The organism is Arthrobacter sp. TB 23 (assembly GCF_000294595.1).
Classification (GTDB): domain Bacteria; phylum Actinomycetota; class Actinomycetes; order Actinomycetales; family Micrococcaceae; genus Arthrobacter_D.
This window is the reverse complement of record NZ_ALPM01000110.1, coordinates 1-16,605: the sequence shown is the minus strand read 5'-3', so window position 1 is coordinate 16,605 and position 16,605 is coordinate 1. Positions and strand designations below refer to the sequence as shown.

Annotated in this window: 15 protein-coding genes; 8 read left to right on the top strand and 7 right to left on the bottom strand. The window is 66.8% G+C overall.

Annotation, left to right across the window (positions count from 1 at the left end; genetic code table 11):
- Positions 1-1,033 (bottom strand): aconitase family protein (locus B384_RS0114880; protein WP_019483899.1); only part of this gene is annotated, 1,033 nt, incomplete at its 3' end.
- A gap of 345 nt (positions 1,034-1,378) precedes the next feature.
- On the opposite strand from B384_RS0114880, the gene B384_RS0114875 reads away from it, so the two are divergent.
- Genes B384_RS0114875 through B384_RS0114865 form a run of 3 tightly spaced genes read left to right on the top strand, consistent with a single transcriptional unit; the run spans position 1,379 to position 4,619 of the window.
- Positions 1,379-2,419, top strand: coding sequence for an NAD(P)-dependent alcohol dehydrogenase (locus tag B384_RS0114875; protein WP_019483898.1), 1,041 nt, complete (start codon positions 1,379-1,381; stop codon positions 2,417-2,419).
- Between the two features lie 2 nt (positions 2,420-2,421).
- Positions 2,422-3,024 carry a hypothetical protein gene (locus B384_RS0114870; RefSeq protein WP_019483897.1) on the top strand — a complete coding sequence of 201 codons (603 nt, stop codon included), beginning with the start codon at positions 2,422-2,424 and terminating at the stop codon, positions 3,022-3,024.
- Positions 3,021-4,619 carry a GMC family oxidoreductase gene (locus B384_RS0114865; protein WP_019483896.1) on the top strand — a complete coding sequence of 533 codons (1,599 nt, stop codon included), beginning with the start codon at positions 3,021-3,023 and terminating at the stop codon, positions 4,617-4,619. The genes B384_RS0114870 and B384_RS0114865 overlap by 4 nt, the downstream gene beginning before the upstream one ends.
- Positions 4,620-4,679: 60 nt before the next feature.
- Here the strand turns inward: B384_RS0114865 and B384_RS0114860 are convergent, their stop codons facing one another.
- Genes B384_RS0114860 through B384_RS0114850 form a run of 3 tightly spaced genes read right to left on the bottom strand, consistent with a single transcriptional unit; the run spans position 4,680 to position 6,251 of the window.
- Positions 4,680-5,078: a hypothetical protein gene (locus B384_RS0114860; protein WP_019483895.1), complete on the bottom strand. Its 399-nt coding sequence runs from the start codon at positions 5,076-5,078 to the stop codon at positions 4,680-4,682.
- Between the two features lie 20 nt (positions 5,079-5,098).
- Positions 5,099-5,893 carry an IclR family transcriptional regulator gene (locus B384_RS0114855; RefSeq protein WP_019483894.1) on the bottom strand — a complete coding sequence of 265 codons (795 nt, stop codon included), beginning with the start codon at positions 5,891-5,893 and terminating at the stop codon, positions 5,099-5,101.
- 37 nt (positions 5,894-5,930) lie between these two features.
- Positions 5,931-6,251, bottom strand: a complete 321-nt coding sequence (locus B384_RS0114850; protein WP_019483893.1) for a putative quinol monooxygenase — start codon at positions 6,249-6,251, stop codon at positions 5,931-5,933.
- Between the two features lie 167 nt (positions 6,252-6,418).
- On the opposite strand from B384_RS0114850, the gene B384_RS0114845 reads away from it, so the two are divergent.
- Genes B384_RS0114845 through B384_RS0114835 form a run of 3 tightly spaced genes read left to right on the top strand, consistent with a single transcriptional unit; the run spans position 6,419 to position 11,045 of the window.
- Positions 6,419-7,570, top strand: a complete 1,152-nt coding sequence (locus tag B384_RS0114845) for a glycerol dehydrogenase (protein WP_026041211.1) — start codon at positions 6,419-6,421, stop codon at positions 7,568-7,570.
- 20 nt (positions 7,571-7,590) lie between these two features.
- Entirely contained in the window at positions 7,591-10,413 is a 2,823-nt protein-coding gene (locus B384_RS0114840) for an FAD-binding and (Fe-S)-binding domain-containing protein (protein ID WP_019483891.1), read from the top strand.
- Positions 10,404-11,045, top strand: coding sequence for an MBL fold metallo-hydrolase (locus B384_RS0114835; protein WP_019483890.1), 642 nt, complete (start codon positions 10,404-10,406; stop codon positions 11,043-11,045). Before B384_RS0114840 ends, B384_RS0114835 begins: the two co-directional genes overlap by 10 nt.
- Here the strand turns inward: B384_RS0114835 and B384_RS19160 are convergent.
- Positions 11,042-11,449: a hypothetical protein gene (locus B384_RS19160; protein ID WP_019483889.1), complete on the bottom strand. Its 408-nt coding sequence runs from the start codon at positions 11,447-11,449 to the stop codon at positions 11,042-11,044. The genes B384_RS0114835 and B384_RS19160 overlap by 4 nt on opposite strands.
- Positions 11,450-11,485: 36 nt before the next feature.
- Positions 11,486-11,944 carry a DUF3817 domain-containing protein gene (locus B384_RS0114825; protein ID WP_019483888.1) on the bottom strand — a complete coding sequence of 153 codons (459 nt, stop codon included), beginning with the start codon at positions 11,942-11,944 and terminating at the stop codon, positions 11,486-11,488.
- 183 nt (positions 11,945-12,127) lie between these two features.
- On the opposite strand from B384_RS0114825, the gene B384_RS0114820 reads away from it, so the two are divergent.
- Positions 12,128-15,670: a TM0106 family RecB-like putative nuclease gene (locus B384_RS0114820; protein WP_019483887.1), complete on the top strand. Its 3,543-nt coding sequence runs from the start codon at positions 12,128-12,130 to the stop codon at positions 15,668-15,670.
- A 38-nt stretch (positions 15,671-15,708) separates the two neighbouring features.
- Here B384_RS0114820 and B384_RS0114815 read toward each other — a convergent pair whose 3' ends face one another.
- On the bottom strand, positions 15,709-16,251 hold the full coding sequence (locus tag B384_RS0114815; RefSeq protein ID WP_019483886.1) for an XRE family transcriptional regulator: 543 nt from the start codon (positions 16,249-16,251) through the stop codon (positions 15,709-15,711).
- A gap of 97 nt (positions 16,252-16,348) precedes the next feature.
- On the opposite strand from B384_RS0114815, the gene B384_RS19155 reads away from it, so the two are divergent.
- On the top strand, positions 16,349-16,605 hold a 257-nt coding region (locus tag B384_RS19155; RefSeq protein ID WP_192813103.1), incomplete at its 3' end, for a benzoate/H(+) symporter BenE family transporter.

The window sequence follows — 16,605 nt, the reverse complement described above, 5'->3', positions numbered from 1 at the left end:
TGGCGTAGGCCTCGACCAGTGCCAGGTTCTCCTCCGAGCGGCCGGTCAGCCGCAGGTAGTCCATGGTGACTTCGTCGATTGGGAACATGGCAGCGGTGGAGCCGAACTCCGGGCTCATGTTGCCGATGGTGGCGCGGTTGGCCAGGGGCACAGCGCTGACGCCTTCGCCGTAGAACTCGACGAACTTGCCGACGACGCCGTGCTTGCGCAGCTTCTCGGTGATGGTGAGCACGACGTCGGTCGCGGTGGCGCCGGCGGGGATCTCACCGGTGAGCTTGAAGCCCACCACCCGAGGGATCAGCATGGACACGGGTTGGCCCAGCATGGCAGCCTCGGCTTCGATGCCGCCGACCCCCCAGCCGAGGACGCCGAGCCCGTTGACCATGGTGGTGTGCGAGTCGGTGCCGACGCAGGTGTCGGGGTAGGCCTGCAGGGCGGTGGTGCCGTCGGTGGTGACCTCACGGGTCATCACCGTGCGGGCCAGGTACTCGAGGTTGACCTGGTGGACAATGCCCATGCCGGGCGGCACCACCAGGAAGTCATCGAACGCGGTCTGACCCCAGCGCAGGAACTGGTACCGCTCGCCATTGCGCTGGTACTCGATGTCCATGTTGCGCTCGAGTGCGTTGGCGTTCCCGAAAACGTCGATCTGCACCGAGTGGTCAATGACCAGTTCGGCCGGCGCCAGCGGGTTGACGCGCTTGGGGTCTCCACCGAGTTCGACAACTGCCTCGCGCATGGTGGCGAGGTCGACGACGCAGGGCACACCGGTGAAGTCCTGCATGATCACGCGGGCCGGGGTGAACTGGATTTCGGTGTCGGGCTCAGCTTCGGGGTCCCAGTTGGCCAGGGCACGCACGTGGTCGGCCGTGATGTTGGCGCCGTCCTCGGTGCGGAGCAGGTTCTCCAGGAGCACCTTGAGACTGTAGGGAAGCTTCTCTGATCCCTCTACAGCGTCGAGGCGGAAGATCTGATACTCAGCTCCCGCTACCTCGAGTACGTCTTTGGAACCGAATGTGTCGACAGCAGTCATTGCTAGTATCCCTTCCAGGATTGGTTACGCCTTTGAACCCATCATATCCCGAAACGCAAGAATACTGTATACAGTCGTACACACTAGCGTGGCGCCCCGGAAAAGTGGCGGCCCCGCAGGCTAGTGGTGGCCCCACCGCTGCAATGCGGGTCGGCCACTTTTCTGGGCCGTCAGCCCACCCCAACCGGAACCTTCGCAGCGCGGCAGCGGGATTCTCACCCCGCGATAAGCCCCCTTCCGTATCGATGTGACGCCGGGCACACTGGCATGAGCACTCGTTCACCGCTGGGAGAGCGACGGAAGTCCGTCGGAACCTGCCTGCGGACGTCATCGCCGAGGAGGACCATGAGAGCCGTTCGGGTACACCGCTACCAGGAAGACCCGCTGATCGACGACGTGGCGGAACCCACGGCAACCGGTCCGTGGGACGTCGTCGTCGAGATCGGCGCCGCGGGCCTGTGCCGCACCGACCTGCACGTCATCGAGGGGCAATGGGACGCCATCCAGCACCCCAAACTCCCCTACATTCTCGGGCACGAGAACGCGGGGTGGGTCCGCGAGGTGGGCTCCGCCGTCACCAACGTCCAGCCCGGCGACACCGTGATCATGCACCCCATCGTCACCTGCGGCCTGTGCCTGGCCTGCCGCGAGGGCCAGGACTCCCACTGCGAAAACTCCACCTTCCCCGGCCTGAACGTCGACGGCGGGATGGCCGAGATGATGAAGACCAACGCCCGCTCGGTCGTGAAACTCGACCCGTCGCTCAGGCCCGCCGACATCGCCGCCCTCGCCGACGCCGGCCTCACCGCCTATCACGCGGTCCGCAAAGCCGCACCGCTGCTGCACCCCGGAACCCACGCCGTCGTGATCGGAAGCGGCGGGCTGGGCCACATCGGCATCCAGTCCCTGAAGGCGCTTACCTCGGCGCAGATCACCGTCGTCGACACGTCCGAGGAGGCGCTCGAGCTGGCGACGGCGCTCGGCGCCGACCACACCCTGTCCCAGGCGGGCGACGGCGGGAAGCTCCTCGAGATCACCGGCGGCGGCGCGCACGTGGTTTTCGACTTCGTCGGCGAGCACGGCACCGAAGCGCTCGGCCTGAACGTGCTGCGCAATCGGGGCAGCTACTACACGATCGGTTACGGCGGGGCAGTGAATATCGACACCATCGAGATCATTTCCCGGGAGATCAACATCGTGGGAAACCTCGTGGGCACCTACCTCGACCTCGTGGAACTCATGACCCTCACCGCACAGGGCCAGGTCACCCTGCACACCCAGACGTACGACCTCGAAGACGCTGTCCAGGCGATGCATGACCTGGACAGCGGCAAGCTGGTCGGCCGTGGCATCCTCGTCCCCAACCTCACCACCCAAGGGAGATAACAATGGCGTATCCCGCTAAGTATTCGACGCTCAATGAGCTTCAACTCACGCAGGAGGCCCGGCGGATCCTGGTCCGGATTATCCGGGTGGCGTTCCCGCACCCGAAGATCCCGGACGGGCCGTACGAGCGGATGGCCGACAAGATCATCGCCGAGTCCAACGAATCCACCTGGTTCAGGGTGGCCCTGACCCAGGGGCTGCTGACGCTAAATCAGCAGGGCGGCGAGAACTTCCTCGACCTCTCCGATGACCGCGCCCTCGCCGTGCTGCAGCGCATCGCTGACCTCGACTTCTTCGGCTTCATCCGGCGGACCACCGTCCTGAACTTCTATGACGACCCCGAGGTCTGGGACGTCTTCGGCTACGAGGGCGAGTCATTCTCCAAGGGCGGCTACCTGCACCGCGGATTCGATGATCTGGACTGGCTTCCCAGCCCCCGGGTCGAGGAGGCGGACGAACCGCTCACCGAGATCGGGCCGCTCGGCTACGACATCGCGCAGCAGGCACCGCAGCGGGTCAGGGACGCCGCAGACAGCACCGGCGAGGAGCCCGTCGAGGACCTCTTCAAGGGCCAGGACAAAGTTGAAGAAGGACGGACCATATGAGCAACGAGACAGCTGAGCACTCTGACAGCGCACACTTCGACCTGGACGACGACTCGGTGGTCGTCATTATCGGCTCCGGCGCGGGCGGCGGCACCCTCGCCCACGAACTTACCGCGAAGGGCATCAAGGTGGTGGTCCTCGAAGCGGGCGGCCACATCAAACACGACGAGTACATCAACCACGAGTGGGAATCGTTCAACCAGATGGCCTGGCTGGACCCGCGGACGACGTCGGGCACCTGGCGGATTGCGCGCGACTTCCCCAACCTGCCCGCCTGGCTGGTGAAGGCGGTGGGCGGCACCACCACCCACTGGTCCGGCGCCACCCCGCGGTTCAAGGCCCACGAGTTCAAGACCCGCAGCACCTACGGGCGGATCGACGGCGCCAACCTGCTGGACTGGCCCATCACCCTCGACGACCTGGCACCGTATTACGACAAGGCCGAGCAGAAGATCGGCAGCACCCACCGCCACGGCCGGCCGGCGTTGCCCGCCAACAACAACTACAAGGTGCTCGCGGCCGGCGCCGAGCGGATCGGTTACCGGCATTACGCCACCGGCCCGTACGGCACCAACGCCGAACCCTATGACGGCCGGCCCGCCTCTATCCAGGACGGCTTCAACTTCCAGGGCGACAAGAACAAGTCCAAATGGTCCACTCTGGTGTCCGAAATCCCCAAGGCGCTGCGCACGGGGAAACTGGACCTCCGCCCCAACTGCCACGCCGTGCAAATCACCCACACCCCCGAAGGCACCGTGGACAGCGTCATGTACATCGACGACGCCGGGAACCTCCAACGCCAGCAGGCCCGCCTCGTGGCGGTGGCTGGAAACTCGATCGAGACGCCGCGCCTGCTGCTGCTCTCTGGGTCTCCCCTGTTCCCTGATGGGCTGGCCAATTCATCCGGCCAGCTGGGCCGCAACTACATGCGCCACACCACCGGCTCGGTGTACGCCAAGTTCGACAAACCGGTTCACATGTACCGCGGGGAAACGATGGCCGGTCTAGTGGCTGACGAGTCCCGGCACGACGTGGACCGCGGCTTCTCGGGTGGCTACTATCTGGAAACCATCGCGTTGGGCCCGGCGTTCCTGGCCAGCTTCGCGGACCCCGGAGCCTGGGGACCGAACTTCGCGTCACTGCTCGACGACTACGAAAACACAGCCGGGTTGTGGATTGTCGGCGAGGACATGCCGCAGGAAACCAACCGGGTCACGTTGAACACCAGTGTGACGGACCGGCTGGGACTGCCCGTGCCGAATGTGCATTTCGATGACCACCCCAACGACACAGCGATGCGCAATCACGGCTACCAGCAGGCGTCGCTGCTCTACGAGGCGGTGGGCGCGTTGTCCTCGCACCACACCCCGCCGTACCCGGCGACCCACAACATGGGAACGGCGCGGATGAGCGAGCGTCCGGAAGACGGCGTCGTCAATCAGTGGGGTCAGACCCACGACGTGAAGAACCTGTTCGTGTCGGACGGTTCGCAATTCACCACCGGCGCGGCAGCCAACCCGACCCTCACCATCGTGGCGCTGGCGATCCGGCAGGCGGAGTACATCGCGGAGCAGCTGGCGACGTCGGCCCTGTAAAGCTGCCGGCCCTGTAAACCTGGCGGGNGGGCCCCGGCACGGGACCCCACCCTCGGCACATCACACGAAGATCAGCACAAACCCCACCACCGCGGCCGCCGCGCCAATCCCGGTCAGGACCCAGCCCAGGATCCTGAGCGAGTGCGCTGGCGGTACCGGTTCGCTCAGGGAGTACTCGTCAGGGTCCCGCCGGTTGTAGTAGAGGATAAATTCGGTGCCCGGCACCAGGTCCTTGCCCTCCCTGAAAGAGAACAGGGTCTCCCGGATCTCGTATTCCTGGTCATGCCAGCGATAGCCGATGCCCTCCCCGGAGACGAAAACCACTGCGTCAGTGGCGGTCCAGCCGAGTTGGGAGGTACGGATAATCCAGGCGACCAGGATCAACAGAATCCCCGGTACCAGCCCCACCCACGTCAGCACCTCAGTGATGACACCCCACAACTGGGACTGGTTCTCCATAGCTTGATGCTATCGAGAATCTATTGACGCTGCGGTAACACCGAGGTGGCCCGGAGCGCGCGGCCCACCTTGTCGGCCGTGTCACGCAGCAGCACGGCGATCTGCCCGGACCGCCGATCAAAGTCCGCGGCGTCGAGGGAAACCGCAACGGATCCCACGATCTGCCCGGCCGCGTTCCGCACCGGCGCACCCAGGCAGGATGACCCGATCATGAACTCTTCGCGCTCGACGGCGATGCCACCCGCGCTGACCTTCTCCAGTTCCCGCTCCAGGTCGTCGCGGGTCCTGATGGTATTGGACGTCATGGCGGGCAGCCCCTGCCTGGTCAGGAACGCCCGCCGCCGCGTGGGGTCCATCCCGGCGAGGAGGATCTTTCCGAAGGCGGTGGCGTGCGCGGCGTCGTTGAAGCCGAAGCCCATGGGGGTGATGCGTCGCCGGGTCGGGGAATCCACCACGTGGGCCACCACAATGTGATCACCGCGGTGCACCGCATAGTAGGCGGCGGCGTCGCCCCTCGAATGCAGTTCGAGTACCAGCCTGGCAACGGCCGACGGCGTGCCGATCTGGCGGTGCAGCGACGCATCCAGGGCATGCAGTTTATAGCCGAGGGCGTAGCGGCTCTCATCCTTCAAATGGACCAGATGCCGTGATTCCACCAGGGTTTTCAGGAGCCGGTACACACTGGGGAGCGGCATGTCCAGGGCTGCCGCAATTTCCTTGGCGGACAGTCCACGCTCGTCGGCGGCAACGACGTCGAGCAGCGCAAAGGCCTTCTGCACCGAAGCCATACCGGTAAGAGCATCGTTGCGTCCCATGCCCCCATCTTCGCCGGTCCGTCAAGCCAGGGGCAACCTACTCGACGGTCAGCTCACCCATGCGACCCCAACCGTCGGCGGCGATCTTCTCGCTGATGATCTGCGGGGTCTCCACGAGTGCCTGCGGCATGTCCTTCATCGCCTGCTGGAAGTGGGCGCTGTTGACGTGGTCCCCGGCGGCGTCGTCCTGGAACGCTTCGACCAGGACGAACTCGTTGGGGTTCTCGACGCTGCGCGACCAGTCGAACCACAGGTTCCCCGGCTCGTTGCGGGTGGATTCGGTGAATTGGCGGGTGAGGTCGAGCCACCGGTCGGTCCAGTCAGGTTTGACGTTGAATTTGACGACGATGAAGATCATTGCGGGCCTGCCTTTGGGTCGTGGGATGGGGCTCGTGTTTCCAGCAGTCTGCCGTTAATCACCGCAGCCTCCAACTTCGGTTCTCGCCTTGTGAGAATGCGTGGTGCCCGTCAGGCGTTGCACGCCTACGCTGGCAGTGGAACAACCCTCTATCGAAGGAGATTGAGATGAGTAGTCCGATGCAGGTCCGCACCATGATCAGCCCGGCCCGGTACGTCCAGGGCAAAGGCGCCATCCACCGGGTGGGCGAATTCCTCACGCCGCTGGGCAGCAAGCCGTTGATCGTGGCGGACGATCTGGTCTGGGGTTTCGTAGCGCACGACGTCGAAGCCTCCATGACTGCCGCCAACCTACCGACCACCCGGGTGGGGTTCGGCGGGGTCCCCAGCGCCAACGAGGTCAACCGATTGACCGCCCTGATCTCCGAGCACCAGGCCGACGTGATCGTGGCAGTGGGCGGCGGCAGCACCATCGACGCGGTCAAAGCGTCGGGCTTCGCGGCGGGGATCCGCTGGGTCACCGTCCCCACCGTCGCCTCCACCGATGCACCCACCTCTGCCCTGTCGGTGATCTACACGGACGACGGCGTCTTCGAGGAGTACCGCTTCTTCCCCCGTAACCCGGACCTGGTGCTGGTGGACACGCAGCTGGTCGCCAACGCGCCGGCGTCGTTCCTCGCCGCAGGGGTGGGCGACGCCCTCGCCACCTGGTTGGAGGCCCGGGCCACCAGCCAGTCCTTCGCCAACACCATGGCCGGTGGCCTGCCCACCGTGACCGGCACCGCCCTGGCCCGGCTGTCCTGGGACGTGCTGTGGGAAAACGCGCTCCCGGCGCTCGACGCCGTCCGCGACAACGTGGTCACCCCCGCCCTGGAAAAGGTGGTGGAGGCCAACACGCTGCTGTCCGGGCTCGGGTTCGAGTCCGGCGGGCTGGCCGCCGCCCACGCCATCCACAACGGGCTGACCGCCGCCAACCAGACCCACGGCCTGGCGCACGGGCAGAAAGTCAACATCGGGTCCCTCACCCAACTGGTCCTCGAGGGCGCACCCAGCGCCGACATCCGGGACTTCGTCGAATTCACCACCCGGGTGGGGCTGCCGAACACGCTGACCGAGATAGGCCTGTCCACCGACGACGACGAGGACCTGCGGCGGGTAGCCGAAGCGGCAACCGTGCCCGGCGAGACCATCCACAACATGCCCTTCCCCGTGGGGGTCGACGACCTCACCAGCGCCCTGAAATCGATCGAACGGCTGTCGGCCGGCATCCGTCGCCAGGCGGGACTGCCCGAACCGGTGCAGTACAAGGCGAAGCACTGAGTACCCGGCCGGCGCCGCGGATGCTCGACGCCCTGCGTGCGGCAGTCGCCGACCCGGGGCAGGTCAAGACCCGCGCCATCGACCTGCACGCCAACGCCCACGACGCCTCGCACTTCCTGCTCATCCCCCAGGCGGTGGTGGTGCCCTCCGACGCTGCCGAGGTGGGGGCCTTGCTGCGGGCCAGCGCCGCGCAGGGCCTTCCGTTGACCCTCCGCTCGGGAGGCACCAGCCTCAGCGGGCAGGCCGTCACCGACAGCGTGCTGGTCGACGTGCGCAGGAACTTCCGGGAGATCGAGGTGCTCGACGACGGCGCCCGGGTGCGGGTCCAGCCGGGTGTCACTGTGAGGGCACTCAATGCCCGGCTGGCCCGGTATGGGCGGAAGTTCGGCCCGGACCCCGCCAGCGAAGCGGCGTGCACCATCGGCGGGGTGGTGGCTAACAACTCGTCGGGAATGAACTGCGGCACCACGGACAACGCCTATCGGACCCTCGAGTCGGTGACGGTGGTGTTGCCCAGCGGCACCGTCGTCGACACCGCGGCCGCCGACGCGAACCCCAGGTTACGGGCCCTGGAACCTGACCTCTTTGACGGGTTGCTGCGCCTATCCGCACGGCTGCGGGACAACCCCGCGTCCGTGCGGACGGTGCGCCACCAGTTCTCAATGAAGAACACCATGGGGTACGGGCTGAACTCCCTGCTCGACTTCAACACCCCCGCCGACATGCTGGCCCATCTGATTGTGGGCAGCGAGGGCACCCTGGGCTTCATCGCCGAGGCGGTGTTCCGCACCATTCCCCGCCCGGCGTTCGCGGCGACGGGCCTGCTGGTGTTCCCGGACCTGGAAACCGCGACTGCAGCCCTGCCCGCCCTGGTCGATTCGGGAGCGGCGACCGCCGAGCTGATGGACGCCGTCTCCCTGAAGGTGGGCCAGACCCTGACGGGGGCTCCCGACGTCGTCCGCGGCCTCAACATTCTGCAGCACTGCGCGCTCCTGGTGGAGTATTCGGCGTCGTCGGCGGCTGAACTCGACGATCTGCAGGGCGACCAGCCGCGGCTGCTCGCAGGTCTCGGGCTGAGCGAACCTGCCCGTTTCAGCTCCGACCCGGCGGCCCGGGCGAGCCTGTGGCAACTCCGCAAGGGCCTCTATGCGTCGGTGTCGGGGGCCAGACCGCCGGGCACCACCGCCCTGCTGGAGGATGTGGTGGTCCCCGTCCCGGCGCTGGCGCGCACCTGCACCGAACTGACCAGGCTGTTCGGCGAGCACCGTTACAGCGACAGCGTGATTTTCGGGCATGCCAAGGACGGCAACATCCATTTCATGCTCACCGACCGGTTCGCTGCCCCCGAAGAGCTGGAGCGGTACCGGGCATTTACCGAGGACATGGTGGATCTGGTGCTGGGCGAGAACGGGTCGCTGAAGGCCGAGCATGGCACCGGCCGCATGATGTCGCCGTACGTCCGCCGGCAGTACGGTGATGAGCTGTACTCGATCATGCGTGAACTCAAGCAGTTGTTCGACCCGGCCGGCATGCTCAACCCGGGAATCATCCTCGACGACGACCCGGAGGCCCACCTCCGCCATATCAAGACCGCGCCACCGGTGGCTCCCGAGGTGGACCGCTGCGTCTCCTGCGGCTTCTGCGAGCCGGTCTGCCCCAGCAAGGACATCACCCTTACCCCACGCCAACGCATCGTGACCCTGCGCGCCATCGAGCAGGCACGGCTCGACGGCGACCCCGGCTTGGCGGCGCGGCTCGAGGACGATTACGACTACGAATCGGTCCAGACCTGCGCCGTCGACGGCATGTGCCAGACCGCGTGCCCGGTGGAAATCAACACGGGGTCGCTGGTCAAACGGCTGCGCCGCGACGGTGCCGGACGAGCCGCAAACCTGGCGTGGGGCGGGGCAGCGCACCGGTGGAACCTGGTCACGCGCGGCGGTGGGCTGGTACTCGACGCCGCAGCGAAGGTTCCCGACGCCGTCGTCGTCCCGGCGAACCGGCTGGCCCGGGCGGTGCTGGGGCACGACACGGTGCCCCTGTATTCTGCCGAGCTGCCGTCGGGCGGGGGGCGGCGGGCCCGGCCCACCCCCACCGCAGCACCCGACGCCGTGTACTTTCCGGCCTGCGTCGGGACGATGTTCGGGCCGGCCGGGACCGGTTCGGGAGTGCAGACGAGTTTCGCGTTGCTCTGCGAGCGCGCGGGGCTTTCACTGCTGGTACCGGCTGGGATTGACGGGCTGTGCTGCGGGACGCCGTGGTCGTCGAAGGGCATGGCCGCCGGTGAGGCGACGATGCGGGCGAAGACTGTCGCAGCGTTGCGGGAAGCCACGCACGACGGCGAGCTCCCGATCGTCTGCGACGCCTCCTCCTGCACAGAGGGGCTCAACGGCGCGCTTGAACAGGCCTCTCGTGAACTGGAGGCGTCCAGCCGGCCACCGCTGGTAGTTCTGGATGCAGTGCAGTTTGTGGCCGACCGGGTGCTGCCCCTGCTGGGTGCCGTCGAACCGCTCGAGTCGCTGGCACTGCATCCCACCTGTTCCTCGACGCGGCTGGGCCTGAATCCGGCTCTGGAGGCGGTGGCCGGCGTCGTCGCGAGTGAAGTGCTGGTCCCTGAAACATGGGGGTGCTGCGCCTTCGCCGGTGACCGCGGGATGCTTCACCCCGAGCTCACCGCGTCCGCCACGAGCCGGCAAGCCGTCGATGTTGCCGGCTTCAACGCCGCGGCCCACGCCTCGTGCAACCGCACCTGCGAACTGGGGATGACCCGGGCCACCGGGGAGGACTATCGCCATATCCTTGAACTACTAGAGGAAAGAACGAGGATCCCCCCATGCGACTGATCGCTCCGAATTGCTACCAGCTCGAAAATTCGAAGGGTGCAAACGGGTATCTGGTCAGCGCCAACGGGTCCACAGCGATCATCGACCCGGGCATGCCGGGCGGGTATGCCCGGTTGCTCGACGAGCTGCGGGACGCGGAGCCGGTCATTGGCCCGGTCACTGACATTCTGCTGACTCACTACGACGCCGATCACACCCGGGTGGCGAAACGTTTGCAGCAGACCCTGGGAGTGCCGGTCTGGCTCGGCGCCGAGGACGCGGCGATCCTGCGCGGCGACGTGCCGCCACCAACCCGTTTCAGACGCTTCCTGGCCAGGGTCTTCCCCACCGACTATCCGGCGCGGGTGACCGAACTGACCGGCGAGCAGAGCATCTTCGACGGCCTCGTGGCCTTCCCGACGCCGGGCCACACCCCCGGGCACATGGCGTTCCAGTTCGGTGAGGTGCTCTTCTCGGGCGACGCGGTATCCGTCTCCACACACGGTGAGCTCAGGCAGTTCTACCGGCTCACGATCAGCGACGCGGCACAGGCCCGGCAGACCGAGGAACTCCTCAGGGCCAGGATCGCTGGCGGCTCGGTGCGGTGGATCTGCGCCGGCCACAACGCCCCGGCGAAAACCCGGACCCGCTAGCTGTCCTTGGCCGGCCCATCCTGGGGTGCGGCCTGGGGTGAGGCCTTGGCTGGTTCCTTGGCTGGTGCGGCGTCCGCTGCGGGTTCGTCGGGAGTCCTCAGGTCGTCGAGGGCCTTCAGGGCTTTTTCCCAGCGTTTCTGCCGTTCGGCGGGTGACTGCTCCCACCAGGGGGTGCCGCGCTCACCGAGGCCCTCCTTGGCGAGCTGCACGCGGCGTCGCGCGTCCTTCACCTTGGGTTCCTGTTTGGCCTTGCGGTATTTGTTGACTGCCGAGCGGCCTCGGCCCAGTTGGGACAGCAGCTGCTTCTCGACGTCGTCGGGCAGCGTCGGATCGGCGCGGCGCCATTTCCTGCCTTCGTGCAGGAAGAACCGGTCGTCGTCGGGCGTCTGGGGTGTGCTGGTCATGCCCGCCTATCGGTGAAGTGGTGTGGTATCAACTTACTAGCTGCTGGGGACCGGCGGGCCGATGACGAGCAGGGCGGCGAAGACCACGGCGATGCCTGCCACCGACACCACGGCGGCGATCAGCGGTTTGCGCAGCACCCAGGCCTGCAGCTGTTCGATTGGGCCGCGCGGGGTGTCAGCTCCGGGAGCGAGCCGCCAGCCGCCGTCGAGCTTCCCGCGGCGTTCCATGGTCTGGTCGAACACGACCGACGCGAGCGGCACCACTGCGGAGAGCAGTCCGAGCAGCCCCACCTTGGGTGACCAGCGCTGGTTCACCCAGACGAAGATGGTGACCACCACGAACACGAGGAACACGAAGCCGTGGATCCCGCCCGCTGGCGAGATGAGCGCCTCGGTTGTCTGGGTGACGTATTTGAGGAACATCGCCAGGAGCAGGAAGGCCCAGGTCAGCGCCTCGGCAACGGCGACGGTGCGGAACAGGATGCGGGGGCTCATCGGTTTCTCCAAAGGGGTCGGTCCTTCCAAATTACCGCAGCCCGGCCCGCCGGACCCCACCGGACTGGCGTTGGACATGTCACACCCGACCGGGCCGCCCGCCAAACTGTCAGGGGGAAATGGTTAGCTGAGAGCGTCCTGATACCGTGAACAGCTCCAAGGTTGCAGCCGCTGGGAGGCACAGTGTTTCTTCTCGACCCGACGGTCCCCGGTGCATTGCCGGACCTGGTTTTTTCGGCCACCGATCTGATGACTGCCGCCGAATGTGAGTACCGGCTGCTCTCCGTCCTCGACGAGAAGCTGGGCCGCTCCACCAAACCGGAGTTCGACGTCGACGCCATGCTGGAGCGCACCGCCGTCCTGGGTGACGTTCATGAACGCAAGGTCCTTGACGCCCTGATGGCCGAGCACGGATCGTGGAATCCGGCTGCCGGGACTGGCGTGTACGACGTCGTACCCGCTGCGGGCATGGAACGTGCCCTGCTGGAAACCAAGCACCGGGAATCGATAGCCGCACTCCGGTCGGGCGCCGACGTCGTCTTTCAGGCCGCGTTCTTCGACGGCCAGTTCCATGGCAGATCCGATTTCCTGGTGAAAACCGCCGAAGGCTCCTATGCGGTGTGGGACACGAAACTAGCCCGCCACGCGAAGGTGAGCGCACTCCTGCAGTTGGCGGCCTACGGCGACCAGCTGCTCGCGGCGGGCATCCCCACGGCACCCGAGGTCACCCTGGTCCTGGGCAACGGCGCCCATAGCGTCCACAGCCTGTCGGACATCCTGCCCGTGTTTCGCGAGCGCCGCGACCGGTTCCTGCGCCTGATCGACACCCACCGCAGCCAGCCCGAGCCGGTGCTGTGGGACAGCCCCACGCATTCTTCCTGCGGCCGCTGCAACTACTGCCAGCTGAAAGTCGCCGAGACCCGGGACCTGCTGCTGGTGGGCGGGATGAGCACCACCCGTCGGGCGAAGCTGCACGAGATCAACATCAGGACCATTGACCAGCTCGCTGCCATGGAGGTTCCCGCGACGGACAAGAGCCTGCTCCGGCTCCGTGACCAGGCCCGCATGCAGACCGGTACCGCCCACCCTGATGGCAGCGTCGAGTACACCGGCAAGGACGGCGTGCCCACCACACTGAGCTACCGGGTACTTCCCGATCACACGCTGGCCACGCTCCCGGCGCCGAGCCAGGGCGACATCTTCTTTGATTTCGAGGGCGACCCCCTGTGGCAGGACAGCGCCGGACGGTGGGGGCTGGAGTACCTGTTCGGCGTCGTCGAGAACCCGGACCGTGCCGGCGACCCTCCGCCGTTCCTGCCGCTGTGGGCCCACTCGCGCGTCGAGGAACGTCATGCCTTCACCGACTTCCTGGAATACGTTGCGCGGCGCCGCGCCCTGTACCCCGACCTGCACATCTACCATTACGCCTCCTATGAGAAGACGGCGCTACGCAACCTGTCGCTCGCCCATGTGGTGGGCGAGGACGCCGTGGACACCCTGCTCCGGGAGGGCGTTCTGGTGGACCTCTACGAGACGGTGCGCCACAGCCTGCGCATTTCGGAGCACTCCTACAGCATCAAGAAGCTTGAGCCCCTCTACATGGGCGAGCACCTGCGCAGCGGGGACGTGACCGACGCCGGAGCATCAGTGGTTGCCTATGCCGACTATTGCACGGCACGGGATTCCGGGAACGACGCCCTGGCCGCCGAGATCCTGGCCGGGATCCGCGACTACAACGAGTACGACTGCCTGTCGACCCTGCGCCTGCGTAACTGGCTACTGGACCGTGCCGCGGAGCGGGGCATAGCCGCTCACCCCGCTCCGCGGGCTGACCTTCCGGGCGAGTTGGCGGAGCCCAGCCCTGAGGAAACCCGGCTCCTGGACTATCTGGAGAGCTTACCGACCACCCGCGCGCTCACCGACGACGAGCAGGCGGTGGCGATGGTCGCCGCCGCGGTGGGCTATCACCGCCGCGAAGACAAGCAGTTCTGGTGGGAGCACTTTGACCGGCTGGACAGGGCTGTCGAGGACTGGGCGGACACCCGGAACGTTTTCGTGGTGCAGCGGGCCGAGGTGCTCACCGACTGGGAAAAGCCCACCCCCCGCAGCAACCCGGTCCGCACCCTCCGGTTGTCCGGAGTAGCCGCCGAGGGGTCGGACTTCGAGCCGGGCAAGTCCCTGTTCCGCATGTATGACCAGCCGTTGCCTGACGACCTGGCAGCCGAGGATGCTGGGACCTCGCTCAGGGCTGGCTGGTTCGGCACCGAAGTGATCCGCCGGGACCACGACGGGGTCAGGGATGTGCTGGAGGTCCGGGAAAAGCTCAGGAAAAACGGCGCCGAATACAGTCAGGTTCCCGTCGCGTTGACCCCCGATCAGCCCATCGCCACAAAAACCATCCGCGCCGCCCTGTCCGAACTGGCCCACCAGGTGGGCTCTGCCCTGCCCGGCCTTCCCCTCAGCCCCGGCCTGGAAGTGCTGCGTCGGGCCAGCCCCACGCTGTCTGGTCTGCGGGCCCTGCCGGTGGTGGTCGACGGCGACTACGTCACCGCCATCACCGAAGCCGTGACCGCCCTGGACAACTCCTACCTGGCGGTGCAGGGCCCCCCGGGCACCGGAAAGACCTATGTCGGCTCCCACGTCATCGCGGCCCTCGTGGCGCGCGGCTGGAAGGTGGGTGTGGTGGGGCAGTCCCACAAGGTGGTGGAGCACCTGATCCGGCGGGCCCTGGCCGCGGGCGTCCCGGCCGAGCGCACCGCGAAGAAGACCAAGGATCCCCACGCACCCTGGTCGCATGCCACCGACGACGGCGTTGCGACGCTTCTGGATTCTCCGGGTGGAGCGCTGGTCGGCGGCACCGCCTGGACCATGACGGGAAGCAAGGTTCCGCCTGGCTCACTGGATCTGCTGGTCATCGACGAAGCCGGGCAATACTCGCTGGCCAATACGCTGGCCGTTTCCCGTGCCGCCTCGCGGCTGTTGTTGCTCGGCGATCCGCAGCAGCTCCCGCAGGTCACCCAGGGAACCCACCCCGAACCGGTGGACACGTCGGCGCTGGGCTGGCTTTCGGCAGGCCACGCCACGCTCTCGCCCGAGCTGGGCTACTTCCTGGCCGACAGTTGGCGGATGCACCCCGACCTCTGTGCAGCGGTATCCCAGCTGTCGTACGACGGGAAACTCGAGTCGGCGCCGGCGGCTACCCAACGATTCCTCGACGGACCTCCAGCAGGGGTGGAATGCATCGCGGTGGCGCACACCGGGAGAACTACTTCAGCACCCGAGGAGGCCGGCGAGGTAGTCCTTCAGGTCCACCGCCACCTGGGACTGTCGTGGACCGGCGGGGCGGATGAGCTGCCGCGCCCCCTGGAGCCGGAAGACATCCTGGTGGTGGCTGCGTATAACGCGCAGGTCCAGCTGATCCAGGACCACCTTGCGGCAGCTGGCCTGAGCGGTGTCAGGGTGGGAACCGTCGACAGGTTTCAGGGTCAGGAAGCCCCGGTGGTCCTCGTCTCGATGGCCTGCTCCGCCGCAGCCGAGGCGCCGCGAGGGATCGGCTTCTTGCTGAACCGCAACCGGATCAACGTTGCAGTATCGCGGGGGCAATGGCGGGCAGTCGTGATCCGCTCCCCCGAACTCACCCACCATTTACCGTCCCGGCCAGAACAGCTTGAGGAGCTGGGTGCGTTTATTGGATTGTGCACCGCGCGGACGGGTGTCCTGCTGTAGTGGCCCTTAGCCGGGCGCTGCCTTAGCCGGGCCTTGTTTTAGCCGGGCGGCGGTGAGCTGATGGTCAGGACCGCTACGGCGCCCTCTCCTGCTGCGGTGTAGGAGTGGTGATCGTCGCTGCGCCACGAATGAGACTCACCGGCCGTGATCGTGAGTTCCTCGGCGGCGCGGCCCACCCTCGCACTGCCGCGGACCACCAGCAGGTGTTCGACGACGCCCGGGCCGTGCGGGGGTGACACCCGCGAACCGTCCGGCGCAATGGTGAGCCAGTACACCTCGGTGATGCCGCCGTCGTCGTGATGGCGGATGCCCATCAGCCGAGCGCTGACCGCTTCGTCGCTGGCCTCCGCACCCGGTTCCTCGCCGAGGAGCACCGCGAGCGGCACGTGCAATGGCGCGGCCAGTGCATACAGCGTTTCGAGCGTGGGGTTGCGTTGCCCGGTCTCCAGCTCGGATAGCGTTCCCTTGCCGATCCCGGCCTGCGCCGCCAAACCCGTCAGGGAGAGGCCCTGCTCTGAACGTAGCGTCCTGATGGTCCGTCCCACTGCGGTCAGCCGATCGGGGGTGGATCTAGTGGTCATTGAAGGCCTCCTCCGGCTAGGATAACAGCGTTCCGTATACAGAACTGTTGTTTTCGGGACGTCTTCGACCAGCCGCACAGATTGCGAGACCACACCCGTGCCGCCCACCGCAACACACCCGACCCTCCGGGAACCAGTGCTCGCCGGAGTGGTGACCGCACTGGTTGGTTTCACCTCGTCATTCGCGGTGGTGCTGGCCGGCTTGCGGGCGGCTGGCGCCACCGAGCAGCAGGCTGCGTCGGGGCTCCTTGCGTTGACTGTCATCTTCGGCGCCGGAATGATCCTGCTCTCCACCGTCTACCGGCTTCCGATCACCCTGGCCTGGTCCACCCCCGGCGCGGCGCTGCTGGCTGG